The 14,232-nt window shown below is 66.4% G+C and carries 14 protein-coding genes; 6 read left to right on the forward strand and 8 right to left on the reverse strand.

Features of this window, described 5'->3' with window-relative positions:
- The first annotated feature begins 22 nt into the window (after window positions 1-22).
- The gene (locus FFS35_RS17515) at window positions 23-2,641 is read left to right on the forward strand and encodes a sensor histidine kinase KdpD (RefSeq protein WP_249341721.1); all 2,619 of its coding nucleotides are present in this window, start codon (window positions 23-25) and stop codon (window positions 2,639-2,641) included.
- A gap of 6 nt (window positions 2,642-2,647) precedes the next feature.
- Here FFS35_RS17515 and FFS35_RS17520 read toward each other — a convergent pair whose 3' ends face one another.
- Complete coding sequence (locus FFS35_RS17520) at window positions 2,648-3,979, reverse strand: MFS transporter (protein ID WP_137788176.1); 1,332 nt, start codon at window positions 3,977-3,979, stop codon at window positions 2,648-2,650.
- Window positions 3,980-4,043: 64 nt separating this feature from the next.
- Here FFS35_RS17520 and FFS35_RS17525 point away from each other — a divergent pair, with 64 nt between their 5' ends.
- Entirely contained in the window at window positions 4,044-5,183 is a 1,140-nt protein-coding gene (locus FFS35_RS17525; protein ID WP_137788177.1) for an aromatic ring-hydroxylating dioxygenase subunit alpha, read from the forward strand.
- Window positions 5,180-6,028 (forward strand): CoA ester lyase, encoded by an 849-nt coding sequence (locus FFS35_RS17530; protein WP_249341722.1) that lies wholly within the window; start codon window positions 5,180-5,182, stop codon window positions 6,026-6,028. The genes FFS35_RS17525 and FFS35_RS17530 overlap by 4 nt, the downstream gene beginning before the upstream one ends.
- Before the next feature lie 13 nt (window positions 6,029-6,041).
- Here FFS35_RS17530 and FFS35_RS17535 read toward each other — a convergent pair whose 3' ends face one another.
- Together FFS35_RS17535 and FFS35_RS17540 are read right to left on the reverse strand one after the other, a co-directional pair.
- Window positions 6,042-7,271, reverse strand: a complete 1,230-nt coding sequence (locus tag FFS35_RS17535) for a M20 family metallopeptidase (RefSeq protein WP_137788178.1) — start codon at window positions 7,269-7,271, stop codon at window positions 6,042-6,044.
- A 52-nt stretch (window positions 7,272-7,323) separates the two neighbouring features.
- A complete protein-coding gene (locus FFS35_RS17540; protein WP_137788179.1) occupies window positions 7,324-8,400 on the reverse strand; it encodes a PA0069 family radical SAM protein in 1,077 nt (358 codons plus the stop codon).
- A 339-nt stretch (window positions 8,401-8,739) separates the two neighbouring features.
- Between FFS35_RS17540 and FFS35_RS17545 the strand changes: the two genes are divergently transcribed.
- A complete protein-coding gene (locus FFS35_RS17545; RefSeq protein WP_171007675.1) occupies window positions 8,740-9,450 on the forward strand; it encodes a DUF2971 domain-containing protein in 711 nt (236 codons plus the stop codon).
- Window positions 9,451-9,773: 323 nt separating this feature from the next.
- Here FFS35_RS17545 and FFS35_RS17550 read toward each other — a convergent pair whose 3' ends face one another.
- The 4 genes from FFS35_RS17550 to FFS35_RS20110 form a co-directional block, all read right to left on the reverse strand.
- A complete protein-coding gene (locus FFS35_RS17550) occupies window positions 9,774-9,980 on the reverse strand; it encodes a DUF2842 domain-containing protein (RefSeq protein WP_137788181.1) in 207 nt (68 codons plus the stop codon).
- Window positions 9,977-10,528: a 5-formyltetrahydrofolate cyclo-ligase gene (locus FFS35_RS17555; RefSeq protein WP_137788182.1), complete on the reverse strand. Its 552-nt coding sequence runs from the start codon at window positions 10,526-10,528 to the stop codon at window positions 9,977-9,979. The genes FFS35_RS17550 and FFS35_RS17555 overlap by 4 nt, the downstream gene beginning before the upstream one ends.
- Before the next feature lie 187 nt (window positions 10,529-10,715).
- Complete coding sequence (gene zapA / locus FFS35_RS17560; RefSeq protein WP_171007676.1) at window positions 10,716-11,018, reverse strand: cell division protein ZapA; 303 nt, start codon at window positions 11,016-11,018, stop codon at window positions 10,716-10,718.
- A complete protein-coding gene (locus tag FFS35_RS20110) occupies window positions 11,018-11,194 on the reverse strand; it encodes a hypothetical protein (RefSeq protein WP_171007677.1) in 177 nt (58 codons plus the stop codon). Before FFS35_RS20110 ends, zapA begins: the two co-directional genes overlap by 1 nt.
- A 159-nt stretch (window positions 11,195-11,353) precedes the next feature.
- Between FFS35_RS20110 and gap the strand changes: the two genes are divergently transcribed.
- Together gap and FFS35_RS17570 are read left to right on the forward strand one after the other, a co-directional pair.
- On the forward strand, window positions 11,354-12,358 hold the full coding sequence (gene gap / locus FFS35_RS17565; RefSeq protein ID WP_137788184.1) for a type I glyceraldehyde-3-phosphate dehydrogenase: 1,005 nt from the start codon (window positions 11,354-11,356) through the stop codon (window positions 12,356-12,358).
- Between the two features lie 58 nt (window positions 12,359-12,416).
- Window positions 12,417-13,607, forward strand: coding sequence for a phosphoglycerate kinase (locus FFS35_RS17570; RefSeq protein ID WP_137788185.1), 1,191 nt, complete (start codon window positions 12,417-12,419; stop codon window positions 13,605-13,607).
- Here FFS35_RS17570 and FFS35_RS17575 read toward each other — a convergent pair whose 3' ends face one another.
- Window positions 13,608-14,114 (reverse strand): TlpA disulfide reductase family protein, encoded by a 507-nt coding sequence (locus FFS35_RS17575; protein ID WP_249341723.1) that lies wholly within the window; start codon window positions 14,112-14,114, stop codon window positions 13,608-13,610.
- Between the last annotated feature and the right edge of the window lie 118 nt (window positions 14,115-14,232).

Genomic DNA, 14,232 nt, shown 5'->3' on the forward strand with positions numbered 1-14,232 from the left:
CTCGCGGCATGAGGAGTGCGTGTTGACCGATCGTCGCCCATCACCCGAGGCCCTGTTGCGTGCCGCCGCGCGCGAGAAGCGCGGACGGCTGAAGATCTTCCTCGGTGCCGCGCCCGGCGTCGGGAAGACGTTCGAGATGCTGCGTGAGGGGGCGGAGCGGATGGCCGCCGGGGTCGATGTCGCCATCGCCGTGGTCGAAACGCACGGGCGACAGGATACCGAGCGCCTCGTGGCGCCGTTGCCCGTCATCGCGCGCCGGCGGATCGAGCATCGCGGCCACGTGCTGGAGGAGATGGACCTCGATGCGGTGCTCGCCCGTGCGCCGCGCCTCGCGCTGGTGGATGAACTGGCGCACACCAATGCCGAGGGCTGCCGCCATGCGAAGCGCTGGCAGGATGTGGAGGAACTGCTCGACGCGGGGATCGACGTTCACACCACGCTGAACGTCCAGCATGTCGAAAGCCTCAACGACGTGGTCGCGAGCTTCACGCGCGTCAGGGTGCGCGAAACCGTGCCGGATCATGTGCTGGAGGGCGCGGAGATCGAAGTGGTCGATCTGCCGCCGGACGAATTGATCGACCGGCTCAAGGAGGGCAAGGTCTATGTTCCCGCCGAGGCGACCCGGGCGCTGGGGCATTTCTTCTCCAAGGAAAATCTTTCCGCGCTGCGCGAGATGGCGCTGCGCCGTGCCGCGCAGAGCGTCGATCGCAGCCTCGTTGATTTCCTGGATGCCCATGCCGTGTCGGGCACCTATGCCGGCGGCGAGCGCGTGCTGGTGGCGGTGAGCGAACTGGCCGGTGGGGACGCGCTCGTCCGCGCGGGCAAGCGCCTGGCGGATGCGCTGCGCGCGCCGTGGCAGGCGATCCATATCGAAACCCCGCGCACCGCCGGTTTCGGGCCGGACGAGCGCCGGCGCGTGGCGGACGCGCTGCAACTCGCCGCCAGCCTAGGCGCGACGATCGCCAGCGTGCCGGCGGAAACCGTGATCGACGGGCTGACCACGCATATCGCGGGGATGCGTGCGACGCAGCTCGTGCTCGGCCGGTCGCGGCGGAGCTGGTGGTTCGAGCTGCGGCATGGCTCCGTGGTCGAGCGGCTGCTGCGGCAGAGCGAGGGGCTGGCGGTGCATGTCATCCCCTCGGAACAGGCGGCGCCGGCGCCGCGCGCCGAGCGTTCGGCGCGCAAGGTGGACTGGCGCGGCATGGCCGCCGGCGGGATCGCGATCGCGGCCACCACCGCGCTCGCCACGATCGTCGAGCCGGTGATCGGGACGGGCGCGATCGATCTTATCTATCTGCTGCCGGTGATCCTCATCTCGCTGCTGTTCGGGCGCTGGCCGGGGATCGTTACGGGTGGGCTGGCGGGGCTGGCGTATAATTTCTTTTTCCTGCCGCCGATCTACACCTTCACGATCGCCGACCCGCAGAGCGTTCTGACGGTGATCGTGTTGCTGGGCATCGCCGTGTTTGTCGCAAGCCTCGCCGATCGCCTGCGCGTGCGCGCGTCGATCGGCGCGCGCAGTGCTGTCGAGAATGCGGCGGTTGCCGCGTTCGGACAGGCGCTGGCGCGCAGCTCGGATTGGCAGACGACCAGCGATACGGTGTGCACCGAGCTGGCGCGGACGCTGGACGTGTCGGTTCTCCTGCTGGCCGCGCCGAGCGGGGCGTTGACGGTGATCTCCGCCTGCCCCCCCGATACGCCGCCCGAGCTGAGCCCGGTCGACCGCGCGGCGGCGGAATGGGCGTGGAGCCGGGGCGAGGTCACCGGCTATGACACCGGCACGCTCAATGCGGCCGACTGGCAGTTTCACCCGCTGCGCACGACGCTGGGCACGCTGGCGGTGGTGGCGCTGGCGCGCGGCGATGGCGGCGCGCCGGTGCCGGCGACGCGCGCGACGTTGCTGTCGACACTGCTCGGGCAGGCGGCGCTCGCGCACGAACGGCTGCGGCTGGAGGATCAGCTTCGCGAGGTGAAGGTGATCGAGGAGCGCGATCGGCTGCGATCCGCGCTGCTATCGTCGATCGGGCATGATCTGCGCACGCCGCTCACCGCGGTCGGCACGGCGCTCGATGCGATCGGGGCGAATCATCCGGCCGAGCCGGCGCTGCCGATCGCCCGCGCGGAGCTGGCGCGGCTGCGGCGGTTCCTCGCCAACCTGATCGAGATGGTGCGGATCGACAGCGGTACGCTCGCCGCCGCGATCGAGCCGGTCGACCTTACCGACGCGGTAGCCGGGGCGGTGCATGACCTGCGCGATCTGTTGCCGGATGCGAAGCTGGATTTTCGTGTGCCGCCCGATCTGCCGCTCGTCCCCGCAGACCCGCGCTTGCTGCATCACATCCTGCTGAACCTGCTGACGAATGCCGCTACGCACGGCGCCGGGCGCGTCACCATCGCGGGCGAGCGGCTGCCGCAGGGCGTGCGGCTGTCGATCGCCGATCAGGGGCCGGGATTGCCATCCGGGGGCGCAGAGGCGTTGTTCGAGGCGTTCGCGCGCGGCACCGGATCGGACAGTCGCGGGGGAAGCGGGCTGGGGCTGGCGATCGCGCGCAGCTTCGCCGAAGTGATGCGGATGACGATCGGCGCGCGTGATGGCGATGCGGGCGGCGCCGTCTTCACGCTGGATTTCGCGCTGGAATAGCCGGGGTCAGATGCTACCTTCCTGCCGCACGTCTCCGTCCCCCGCGGTGCCGGCGCTGCCGATCGAGCGATCGATCATGCCGGTGTGGCTCATCCACCAGAACAGCAGCACGCCCGGAAGCGCGATCACGGTGGTGAACAGGTAGAAGTTCACATAGGCCATCCATTCGATCAGTGCGCCCGCCGTCGTGCCGGTGACGATCCGGCCGAGGATGCTCGCCGCCGCCGAGATCAGCGCATATTGCGCGGCGGTGAAGCGCAGATCACAGAGCGCCGAGAAATAGGCGACCACCGCGACCCCGCCGAAACCGCTGGCGAAATTCTCGAACCCGATCGCGCCCGCCATGCCGACGTTGGAATGCCCGGCGGCGGCCAGACCGGCGAAGTTCAGGTTCGATACTGCCATCAGCACCAGCGCCAGCAGCACCGATCGCTTCAGCCCCATGCGCGCATAGAGGATCCCGCCAGCGAAGATGCCGATCAGATAGGCCCAGAAGCCAAGGCCGACATCGTAGAAGGCGATCTCGTCATTGCTGAATTTGAGATCGTCGAACAGCAATCGGAAGGTGAGATTGGCGAGCGTGTCGCCGATCTTGTGGATCAGGATGAATGCAAGGATCACCAGCGCGCCGGGCCGCGCGAAGAATTGCACGAACGGGCGCCAGATCGCTTCCAGCAACGCCGGCAGACCCTTGCGCTCCGCGACGACATGGCGTCGCTCCGGCTCGCCCACGACGAGCGCGGCGATCATCGCCGGCAGCGCGAAGGATGCGCAGGCGAGATAGGCCAGGCTCCATCCGCTGCGGGCGGCGATAACCAGCGCCAGCGCGCCCGCACCGGCGGATCCGATGCGCCAGCCATATTGGCTCATGCCGGCGCCGACGCCCAGCTGGCGCGGCTCCAGTATCTCGATTCGATAGGCGTCGATGACGATGTCGAACGTCGCACCCGCCGCGCCGACGAGGATCGCGGCCAGCGCCGTCGCCGCGATATCCGCCTGCGGATCGATCAGCGCCAGATGGGTGACGGCCGCGATCACCAGCACGCCCGCGATCAGCAGCCACGATACGCGCTGGCCAAGCCGGCCGATCCCCGGCAGCCGCACCCCGTCCACGATCCATGCCCACAGGAATTTCAGGTTATAGACGAGGAAGGCGAGGCTGAATGCCGTCACCGTCTTCTTGTCGATCCCGCTCTGCGCCAGCCGCGTGGTGAGCGTGGCGCCGATCATCGCGTAGGGAAAGCCGGATGAGACGCCCAGCGCCAGCGCGGCGAGCGGCGCCTTTTCCAGATAGGGGCGCAAACCGTCGCCCCACGTCCGTTCAGCCTGTGCGTTCATCTGGCCCCTTGCCCCCCGCGTCACGTTCCGCGACACTTAGCGGGAAAAGAGTGAGAGGACAGCCATGAACGCACCCGCTGGCCGCCTCCAGCCAACGGCCGGACAACTCGCCCTGGCCGCCAGACTGGCCGATGGCGGCACCCCGCGCGCGCCGCGCATCAGCTATGTCGATGCGGCCGCCTATACCGATCCCGCGCGGCACCTGGCCGAACAGGAGCGGATTTTCACGCGCGTGCCGCTCGTCATCGCGCCATCCGCGCTGCTGCCGGAGCCGAATATGGCGGTGCCGCACGATGGCTTCGGCAAGCCGCTGCTCATCACGCGCGACAGGGCCGGGGCGGCGCATGTGTTCCTGAACGTGTGCCGGCATCGCGCCACCCGTCTGGTCGAAGGGAGGGAAATCGTCTGCGCTCCCCGGCTGGTGTGCCCCTATCATGCGTGGAGCTACGCGCTGGACGGAAAGCTCACCGGGCTGCCGCGCGCCGAAACCTTTCCGGGGCTCGACAAGGCCGACTATGGCCTGAAGCGCCTGCCGACGCGCGAGGCGGGCGGGCTGATCTGGTTTTCGTTCGACGAGCATGCCGACTTCTCCGAGGCGGACGCGCTGGGGCACGATTTCGATGCCTTCGGGCTGGCCGGGCTCCATCTGTTCAAGCGCCGGACGCATGACGTGCCGGCCAACTGGAAACTCATCATGGATGCGTTTCTGGAAAGCTATCATGTGCTCCGCCTCCATGCGAACACGATCGGGCCGTTCTTCAAGGATGGCGTTTCCACCGCCGATGCGATCGGGCCGCATCAACGATCGGCGGTGGGGCGCGATGTGGAGGAGGCGGCGGTGCGCGCGGGCGACTGGCCCACGTTGCGCTCCGCGATAACCTACACCTATCAGCTTTTTCCCGGCACCGTCCTGATCGTCAGCCCCGATTACGTGAATCTGATGGTGATGATGCCGCAGGCGCACAATCGCGTGCTGGTGGAAGATTTCATGCTGATCCCGGAGCCGCCGGCAACCGAAAAGGCGCTGAAACACTGGGAGAAAAGCTGGGCGCTGCTCGATGGCGGGGTGTTCGGCAGTGAGGATTTCCGCGCCGCGGCGCTGGGGCAGGAGGGGCTGCAATCCGGCACTGTCGACCGGATAACGCTCGGCGCGATGGAAGCGGGCATCCGCCAGTTTCACGACGCGGTGGAGGCCAGGCTTTGACCAGGCCGAGGCGCAGCGCGCTGTTCATGCCCGCGTCCAACGCGCGGGCGATCGAGAAGGCGCGCGGGCTGGATTGCGATGTCGTGATCCTCGATCTGGAAGATGCCGTTTCGCCCGACCAGAAGGTGGCGGCGCGCGAGCAGGCGGTGGCGGCGGTGCGCGAGGGCGGGTTCGGCCGGCGCGAACTGGTGGTGCGGGTCAATGGCCCGGATAGCGGCTGGGGCGCGGATGACCTTGCGGCGCTGGCCGGGGCGGCGCCCGATGCGGTGCTGCTCCCCAAGGTCTCGTCCGAAGACACGCTGCGCGCGGCGCGCGCGCCGCTGGGGGCGGGGCCGGCGTTGTGGGCGATGATCGAGACGTGCCGGGGCATCGTCGATCTGGCCGGGATCGTCGCGGCGGCGGCTGAAACGGGGCTTGCCGCGCTGGTGCTGGGGCCGAACGATCTGGCCAAGGAGATGCGCTGCCGCCCCGGTATCGATCGCGCGCCGTTGCTCCCGGCGATGAGCCAGCTGGTGCTGTGCGCGCGCATGGCGGGGATCGCCGCGCTCGATGGCGTATGCAACGCGATCGATGATCCCGCGCGCGTAGAAGCGGAATGCCGCCAGGGGCTGGCGTGGGGCTTCGACGGCAAGACGCTTATCCACCCGTCGCAGATCGCGCCCGCCAACGCCGTTTTCTCGCCCGGCGAGGATGAGATCGCCTGGGCGCGGGCGATCGTGGATGCGTTCGATGATCCAGCGAATGCCGGCAAGGGCGCGATTCGCGTCGGCGGCAAGATGGTGGAGCTGCTCCACCGCGACGATGCCCGCCGCACGCTTGCGATCGCGGCAGCGGTTGCGGGCTGATGCCCGCGCCCGTTCAATCGAAACCGCTGGCAAGATAGCGTTCGGCCGCCGCGCAATGCATCGCGATGCCCTTCGCCATCACCGATTCCTCGATCGTCATCTTCGTATTGTGTAGCGGCGGATTGGTGCGCGGATCGCTGCCCTCCGGCGCGACGCCGATGAACGCCATCGCGCCGGGCACTTCGCGCAGCACATAGGAGAAATCCTCGCCGCCCATCATCGGGGCAGGCATTTCGGACCAGCCACGCTCGCCGGAAATCTCGCCCGCGAGGCTGCGCATCAGCCCGGTCGCGCGTGGATCGCACATCGTGACCGGATAGCCCGCGTCGATCCGGATCTCGGCGGTACAGCCGTGCGCCGCCGCCACGTCGGTCGCGATGCGGCGGAAGGCGGCGCGCGCATTCTCGCGCGTCGTTTCCGACAGCGTGCGCAGCGTGCCCATCAGCTTCACCTCGTCGGGAATGATGTTGTGCGACGAGCCGGCATGGATCTGGGTGATCGTCAACACCGCCGGATCGCTCACCGGCACGCGCCTGGCGATGAACATCTGGAGCGCCGAGACGATCTCGCACGCCACCGGGATCGGATCGATGCAATCATGCGGCATCGCGGCATGCCCGCCCTTGCCGCGCACCACCGCGTGGACTGTGTCCGTCGAGGCGAGCAGCGGCCCGTCGCGCCCCACAAATACGCCCGCCGGCGCGTTGGGCGAGATGTGGAGCGCGAAAGCGGCATCGGGCCGCGCGATGTCGAGCAGGCCATCCTCGATCATGTGCCGCGCCCCGTGATGCCCTTCCTCGCCGGGCTGGAACATGAAGACGATCGTTCCCGCCAGTTCGTCCCTGCGCGCGCACAAGGCTCTGGTCGCTCCCACCAGCATCGCGCTGTGCGCGTCATGGCCGCAGGCGTGCATCGCGCCGGGGATGGTGGAGGCGAAATCCAGCCCGGTCTCCTCGGTCATCGGCAGCGCATCCATATCACCGCGCAGCAGGACAGTGCGGGTGTTGCTCCCCTCGCCGGCGCGCCCGCCGCGCAGGATCGCGACGAAGCCGGTGGTCGAGCTGCTGTCGTGGATTTCCAGCGGCAGGCCGGCGAGCGCGGCTTTCAGCTTGCTGGTGGTGCGCGGGCAATCGTTGCCGATTTCCGGCTCGGCATGGATCGCGCGGCGCAGCGCGATGACGTCCGCCAGTTCTCCGGCGCCGATCGCGGTCCAGTCGGTGCGGCGGTCGATGGTCGAGGTCATGGGGATGCTCCTTTGCGGTCGATCCTAAGCCTCACGCACCGGGTCGGTCCAGCTAGAACAATTCGCCTTGCGGCCCCGCCGGCGGGCGGAACAGGTCGGTGCGCAATTGCATCTTTTCGCCGTTGCGCTCGATCCCGTGGCGCCGCCGCGCGATCAGGAATCGCGCCCGCAGCAGATCGCCCCACGGGCCTTGCCCGCGCATCCGCGTAAAGAACCCCGGGTCATTATCCCTTCCGCCTCCGCGCATCGACTGGATGATCGACATCACCTTGCCCGCGCGCTCCGGGAAATGCTCGTCCAGCCACGCGCGAAACAGCGGGGCGACCTCCCACGGCAGCCTGACCGGGATGAAGGACACGCCGCGCGCGCCGGCCTCCGCCGCCCGCGCCACGATCGCCTCCACCTCGTCATCCGTGATCGCCGGGATCACCGGCGCCATGTTCACATATGTCGGGATACCGGCGTCCGCGAGCCGTCGCACCGCCGTGAGCCGGCGCTCGGGATGCGGCGCGCGCGGCTCGATCGTCATCGCGATGCGCGGCACGAGCGAGGTGATCGATACGGCCACCGCCACCAGCCCCTTCGCCGCCATCGGCGCCAGCAGATCGATGTCGCGCACCACGCGATCGGACTTGGTGGTGATGACGAGCGGATGATCACATGCCGCCAGCACCTCGATCACCTGCCGCGTGATCCGCCACTCGCGCTCGATCGGCTGATAGGGATCGGTGTTCGTTCCCATCGCGATCGGCTGGCAGACGTAGCTTTTCTTCCCCAGCTCCTCGCGCAGCAATGGCGCGGCATCGGGCTTGGCGAACAGTTTCGTCTCGAAATCGAGGCCGGGGGACAGATCGTGAAAGGCATGGCTCGGCCGCGCGAAGCAGTAGATGCAGCCATGCTCGCAGCCATTGAATGGGTTAATGGAACGATCGAAAGGTACATCGGGCGACTTGTTGTAGCTGATGATCGTCTTGGGCTTTGCAATCGTGACTGTCGTCCTAAGCCGGGATGGCTCACCGTCGACTCCGTGTTGCGCGTCGAGCCAATCGCCATCAGCCTCGCGATCGGGCAGGTTGAAGCGCCTGCTCGTTGTATTCCCGGTTGCGCCTCTGCCAGCGATCTTGAACATAGCGGGAGTAGAACATAAAAAGAACAAATGCTCAAGCGCGTCAAACCGGCGACGGCGGCATTCGCCCAGTTGTTGCCTTTCCTACTGTTTCGCTGTGATCCCGTAAGCGCCGTTGCGACCAGCGGCATCTTCCGCCTATCATAGAGCTATGGATGACAATCGACCCGCATGGGATCAGCGGATTGCGGACCGGCTGAATGGAGCGGTCGTGCTCGTCGGGTTGACTACGGGTACGAGAACTGCGGTCGCGTGCGGACGATTTTGAGGCTCGGATGAATGTCTGACTTGGAGACCACACCCGAGGTTCCAAAGTTACTTTATAAGTATCGTGCGCCAGACATGGACAAGCTCCGGCACATCTTGATCGGTGACGAGCTATGGGCCTCCAATCCGACCGACTTCAACGATCCGTTCGACTGTTTTCCCTTCATCGATAAACGCGGAACATACGGTGAGGCGAAAAACTGGATCAACGTTCGACAAGAACGCGGTGCCGCACAAGTGGGTCGCAACAACCGCCGCGCCTTCGCTCGGAAGATCGCCAAGGATGGCGTCGCAGCGATCAGCGAGAAGAGCACGGCCGAACTTTGGAAGGAATCGATCGCAGGTTTCGGCGTCGTGTCGTTCGCGGAGTCCTGCCAAAACATCCTTATGTGGAGCCATTACGCCCGCGATCACTCGGGCGTCTGCCTCGAATTTGCCACCGCTCACGTCCCATTCAATGGCGCAGGTAAGGTCGTCTATGATGCGAAAAGGCCGGTGTTCCGGCCGTTAGACAGAGATCGAACTGACCTTATGGAACGCATCCTCCTTCGCAAGGCAGATTTTTGGGAATACGAGCAGGAATGGCGCTGTATCCAGATTAAGGAGGGCCCCGGCAAGATGCCGTTCCCGGCTGCGGCGTTGACCACGGTCATCTTGGGAGCCGCCGCAAAGCCTGATTTTGTCGAAAACCTCGAATCTCTTGTAGCCCAACGCAAGATTCCCGTTCCCATCAAGAGGGTCGAGTTCGATCCGGAATTCTTCAAGGTTCATTTGAGACACGGCTGATCGAAGCTGAGGAGCCAAACCATCATTTGGCATCCGCGGCTATGACAGCTTTTCTCGTTTTACTCCTGATACTTGGGCGTCCACTCTCCACCCAAATCCGGACATTCCACTACTACACAACCGTGTGTGCACGCTCGCAGCCGCGATAGGGGTTGATCGAGCGATCGAAGGCGCGGGGGATGATCGCCGAGCCAGTCTCCGTCAGCCTGCGTCTGCGGCAGGTTAGTCGGCGGCTTTCGTCGTTTCGCGTAGCACTGCGTATCGCGCGGGATTTGCGCCGGGGCTGTTCCGTCGCCTCGGCGCATCAGGATAAAATATGAGCATCAACGCCAGCGGCCGATTTCCATCCAGCGCAGCAGCGGCTTCAACGGCGCGATCCAGATGATGCCGGTGACGAGATAGAAGGGCAGCTGCAGCGCCCAATGCCATCGCCCGACGATGCCGGAAAGACTCACCACGGCGATGCACCACATTGCGATGAGCGCGAGAATGATGAACATCCCCACTGGTTTGCGCCAGCTCGGCGTCATGGCGTGATCCATTCCTTCTCGGTCGCGATCGCATGGAGCGGCATGTCCCACGCGTCGAGCGGCAGCGCCTTCACCTCCTGCGCCGAAAGCGCAACCCCAATCCGCCGGGCATCGGGAAATTGCACGAAGGCGCGATCGTAATGCCCGGCGCCTTGCCCGAGCCGGTCGAGCGCGCGGGTGAACGCGACGAGCGGCGTGAGGATGATATCCGGCGCCAGCTCGGCCCAGTCACCATGCGGCTGGGACAGTCCGAACGGCCCGGCGGCCAGCGCGGCCTCGGTATCCCAGGCGAGGAAGCGCAGCGGGTGCGCGCGATCAACGACATGCGGCAGCGCGATCACGCATCCCGCCTCCACCGCCGTGCGAGCGAGCTGCGCGGGATCGGCCTCGCTGCCGAGCGGCATGTAACTGGCGACGGTCAGGCCCGGGGACAGCAGGGCGCGGAACGGCGCGGGGCAGGGAACCGCAGCGCCGTCGGCGGCGACGAAGCGGGCGCGCGCGGCGCGGGCTGCGGTGCGGATCGCTCTCTTGTCGCTGGGATCGCTCATGTCCGGTCAGTCATGAAGGGTGGCGGGACCGCCATGGCCGTTTGCCGGAGTATCCGCCGACGCCCAAAACGTCAGGTGGGGACCATATACTGCAGACCAGGATCTGCGCAGGGACAGCCCCCTTGGATGATGAATAGCCTCAGGGATAAATCAAGGCTCGTACCGGGCAGAACCCGCCAACGCCAATCTAGGCGCTCGCGGTGCTTTTCTCAAGGCGTGTCGCGAGTTCTTCGAGCCGCTCGGCCATGGCGGTAAGCGCATCTGTCTCGCCCGGCGCGCGGGCGCTGGCCTTCGCGTCGGCGAGATCATCGGCCAGCATCAGCGCGGCGAGCAGCAGCGTCTGTACCGTGCCGGTGTTGCCGGACGCGCGCTGCGCGTCGGCCCAGCGATCCGCGATCATCGATCCGAGTTGCTCGAGTCGCGCTTCCTCACCGTCCCGGCAGGCGACCGGCCAGCGGTTCTCGCCGATCTCCAGCGTGATCGCCGCCACTATTTATCCTCCTGCGCGATAATCTCGTCCAGCGCGCTAACGGCTTTTTCCATCGCATCGCGCAGTTTCGCATGGCGGCGGGCGAGCGAATCGCTTTCCTGGCGCTGGGCGGCGACGGCGGCATCGATCCGCGCGACGGCCGCCTCGATCCGAAGCAACGGGGAGGAGTCTGTCATTCGCGCACGATAGAAACCAGCCGGTTTCGGGACAAGCCCGCTATCGGCGGCCCGTTGCGCGGTTGACGTGCGACGCATCCCTCGCGCAAAGGCACGCGCGAGCGATGGGGCGGGCTGACGCCGCCCCGACCGACGCTATCGGGAGGCTATGAGGGTTTTATGACCAAGGTTGCGATCAACGGTTTCGGGCGCATCGGCCGCCTGGTGGCGCGGGCCATGCTGGAGCGGGGCGGAGACCTCGAACTGGTCGCGATCAACGATCTCGCCGATGCCAAGTCCAATGCGTGGCTTTTCGCGCGGGACAGCGTGCACGGCCGCTGGCCCGGCACGGTGACTGCCGAGGGCAATGATCTCGTCATCGACGGCAAGCACATCCGGGTCACGGCGGAGCGCGATCCGGCGAACCTGCCGCACAAGGAACTGGGCGTCGAGCTGGTGCTGGAATGCACCGGCTTCTTCACCGATCGCGCCGCATGCGAAAAGCATATCGCGGCGGGCGCGAAGAAGGTGCTGATCTCCGCGCCGGGCAAGGACGTGGACCTCACGGTCGTGTTCGGCGTCAACCACGACAAGCTCGAGGCATCGCACACGATCGTTTCGAACGCGTCCTGCACCACCAACTGCCTCGCGCCGGTCGCCAAGGTGCTTAACGATGCGATCGGGATCGAGCGCGGCCTGATGACCACCGTTCACGCCTATACCAACGACCAGAAGATCCTCGATCAGATCCATCCGGACCTCCGGCGCGCGCGTGCGGCGGCGATGTCGATGATTCCCACGACCACCGGGGCCGCGCGCGCGGTGGGCGAGGTGCTGCCCGAGCTTAAGGGCAAGCTCGACGGTTCGGCAATTCGCGTGCCGACCCCCGACGTCAGCCTCGTCGACCTGACCTTCACGCCCAAGCGCGACACCACGAAGGACGAGGTAAACCAGATCCTGAAGGCAGCGTCCGAAAGCGGCGCGCTGAAGGGCATCCTGGACTATACCGACGAGCCGCTCGTCTCGATCGACCTGCAGCATACGCCTGCCTCCTCGACCGTGGACAGCCTCGAAACCGCGGTGATCGATGGCAAGCTTGTGCGCGTCGTGAGCTGGTATGACAATGAATGGGGCTTCTCGAACCGCATGGTCGATACCGCGACCGCGATGGCGAAGCTGGGCTGACGCCGGATAGTCACCGGCGACGCGCCGTCGCCGGTGACGGCTTATATTGCGAGGAACGATGCCCAAGCCTTTCAAGACGCTGGACGATATCGGACAAATTCACGGCAGGCGCGTGCTTGTCCGTGAGGATCTCAACGTGCCGCTCGCCGATGGGCGGGTCAGCGACGACACGCGGTTGCGCGCCACCGTCGCGACCGTGGCCGAGCTTGCCGACAAAGGCGCGATCGTTCTCGTCCTCGCCCACTTCGGCCGCCCGAAGGGACAGCCCAACGCGGAAATGTCGCTGGCGCGGATCGTCGATCCCTATGCCGCCGTGCTCGGGCGCCCGGTGCGTTACATCGACTGGGAGGGCGACGAGCAGGCGGTCGCCGCGCTCGCGCCCGGCGACATCGCGGTGCTGGAAAATACGCGCTTCTTCTCCGGCGAGGAGAAGAACGCACCCGAAGTGATCGAGCGCTTCGCCGCTCTCGGCGACCTGTACGTCAACGATGCCTTCTCCGCCGCGCATCGTGCCCATGCCTCCACGGAGGGTTTGGCGCACGCGCTGCCCGCTTATGCCGGTCGCGCGATGGAGGCCGAACTAGACGCACTGGAGAAGGCGCTCGGCAATCCCGAGCATCCCGTCGCGGCAGTCGTCGGTGGCGCGAAGGTCTCGACCAAGCTCGACGTGCTCAAGCATCTCGTCGCGAAAGTGGATCATCTTATCATCGGCGGCGGCATGGCCAACACCTTCCTTGCCGCGCGCGGTGTGAATGTCGGCAAGAGCCTGTGCGAACATGATCTTACCGGCACCGCCGACGAAATCCTCGATGCCGCCGACCGTGCCGGCTGTACCGTCCATCTGCCCTACGACGTGGTGGTGGCGAAGGAATTTCGCGCCAACCCACCGACGCGCACCGTAAACGTGCACGAGGTCGCCGCCGACGAGATGATTCTCGATGTCGGCCCGGCGGCGGTAGAGGCGCTGGCCGATGTGCTCAAGACTTGCCGGACGCTGGTGTGGAACGGTCCGCTCGGTGCATTCGAGACACCGCCGTTCGACTCGGCGACGGTTGCGCTTGCGCGCACGGCGGCTGCACTGACGCAGGATGGCAGCCTCGTTTCGGTGGCGGGCGGCGGCGACACGGTGGCCGCGCTCAATCACGCGGGCGTCGCTGACGAATTCACTTTCGTCTCGACTGCGGGGGGCGCATTCCTTGAATGGATGGAGGGCAAGGAACTGCCCGGCGTGAAGGCGCTGACGCGCTGATCAGGACGGGTGTTCGTTCAGCAGCGGGATCAACACCGCGTTGAGCGTATCCAGATCGAGCGCGCCGGCCTTTGCGTAACGCACCACGCCGGCGCGATCGATGACATAGTTGGTCGGTACTCCACCCAGCACCGCATAAGGCCCCTTCAAGCGCCGCACGGCGGGAATCGCGAGCTTGGCGAAAAGCGGCTTGAGCCTGTAGGCCGGCACCGAATCCTCGGTGGTCACCGCGAACACCCGCAGGCCATGCTTCTGCGTGATGCGATAATAGCTATCGAGCGTGGGCAGTTCGGTGCGACACGGCACGCACCAGGTCGCCCAGAAATTGATCACCACGACGGTGCCGCGCAACTCGGACAGCCGCACTTTCTCACCCGTGAACAGCGTCAGTTCGAAATCCGGTGCGCGCTCGCCGATGAGCGTGCTCCGCTCCGCACCGGCCGACGCCGCCGGCCCCACCAGCACCGCCCCGGCAAACCCGGCCAAAGCCATCATCGCGCGTAGCATCGCATTTCTCCCCCCGGATACCGTGGCAACAAAGGGTGTGGGACAGTCGTCGTCAATCCCCTCTGGCGCCCCGTCGCACCCCTCGCTAACAGGCGCGGAAACCATTCCATTTGCGATT

The sequence above is a fragment of the Sphingomonas sp. 3P27F8 genome, assembly GCF_005502745.1.
In the GTDB taxonomy this organism is placed as follows: Bacteria; Pseudomonadota; Alphaproteobacteria; order Sphingomonadales; family Sphingomonadaceae; genus Sphingomonas.

Coding starts and splice junctions, on each gene's coding strand:
- FFS35_RS17520 (WP_137788176.1), bottom strand. CDS start 3,979: ATGAACGCACAGGCTGAACGGACGTGGGGCGACGGTTTGCGCCCCTAT.
- FFS35_RS17525 (WP_137788177.1), top strand. CDS start 4,044: ATGAACGCACCCGCTGGCCGCCTCCAGCCAACGGCCGGACAACTCGCC.
- FFS35_RS17535 (WP_137788178.1), bottom strand. CDS start 7,271: ATGACCTCGACCATCGACCGCCGCACCGACTGGACCGCGATCGGCGCC.
- FFS35_RS17540 (WP_137788179.1), bottom strand. CDS start 8,400: ATGTTCAAGATCGCTGGCAGAGGCGCAACCGGGAATACAACGAGCAGG.
- FFS35_RS17545 (WP_171007675.1), top strand. CDS start 8,740: ATGGACAAGCTCCGGCACATCTTGATCGGTGACGAGCTATGGGCCTCC.
- FFS35_RS17550 (WP_137788181.1), bottom strand. CDS start 9,980: ATGACGCCGAGCTGGCGCAAACCAGTGGGGATGTTCATCATTCTCGCG.
- FFS35_RS17555 (WP_137788182.1), bottom strand. CDS start 10,528: ATGAGCGATCCCAGCGACAAGAGAGCGATCCGCACCGCAGCCCGCGCC.
- FFS35_RS20110 (WP_171007677.1), bottom strand. CDS start 11,194: ATGACAGACTCCTCCCCGTTGCTTCGGATCGAGGCGGCCGTCGCGCGG.
- gap (WP_137788184.1), top strand. CDS start 11,354: ATGACCAAGGTTGCGATCAACGGTTTCGGGCGCATCGGCCGCCTGGTG.
- FFS35_RS17570 (WP_137788185.1), top strand. CDS start 12,417: ATGCCCAAGCCTTTCAAGACGCTGGACGATATCGGACAAATTCACGGC.
- FFS35_RS17575 (WP_249341723.1), bottom strand. CDS start 14,114: ATGCTACGCGCGATGATGGCTTTGGCCGGGTTTGCCGGGGCGGTGCTG.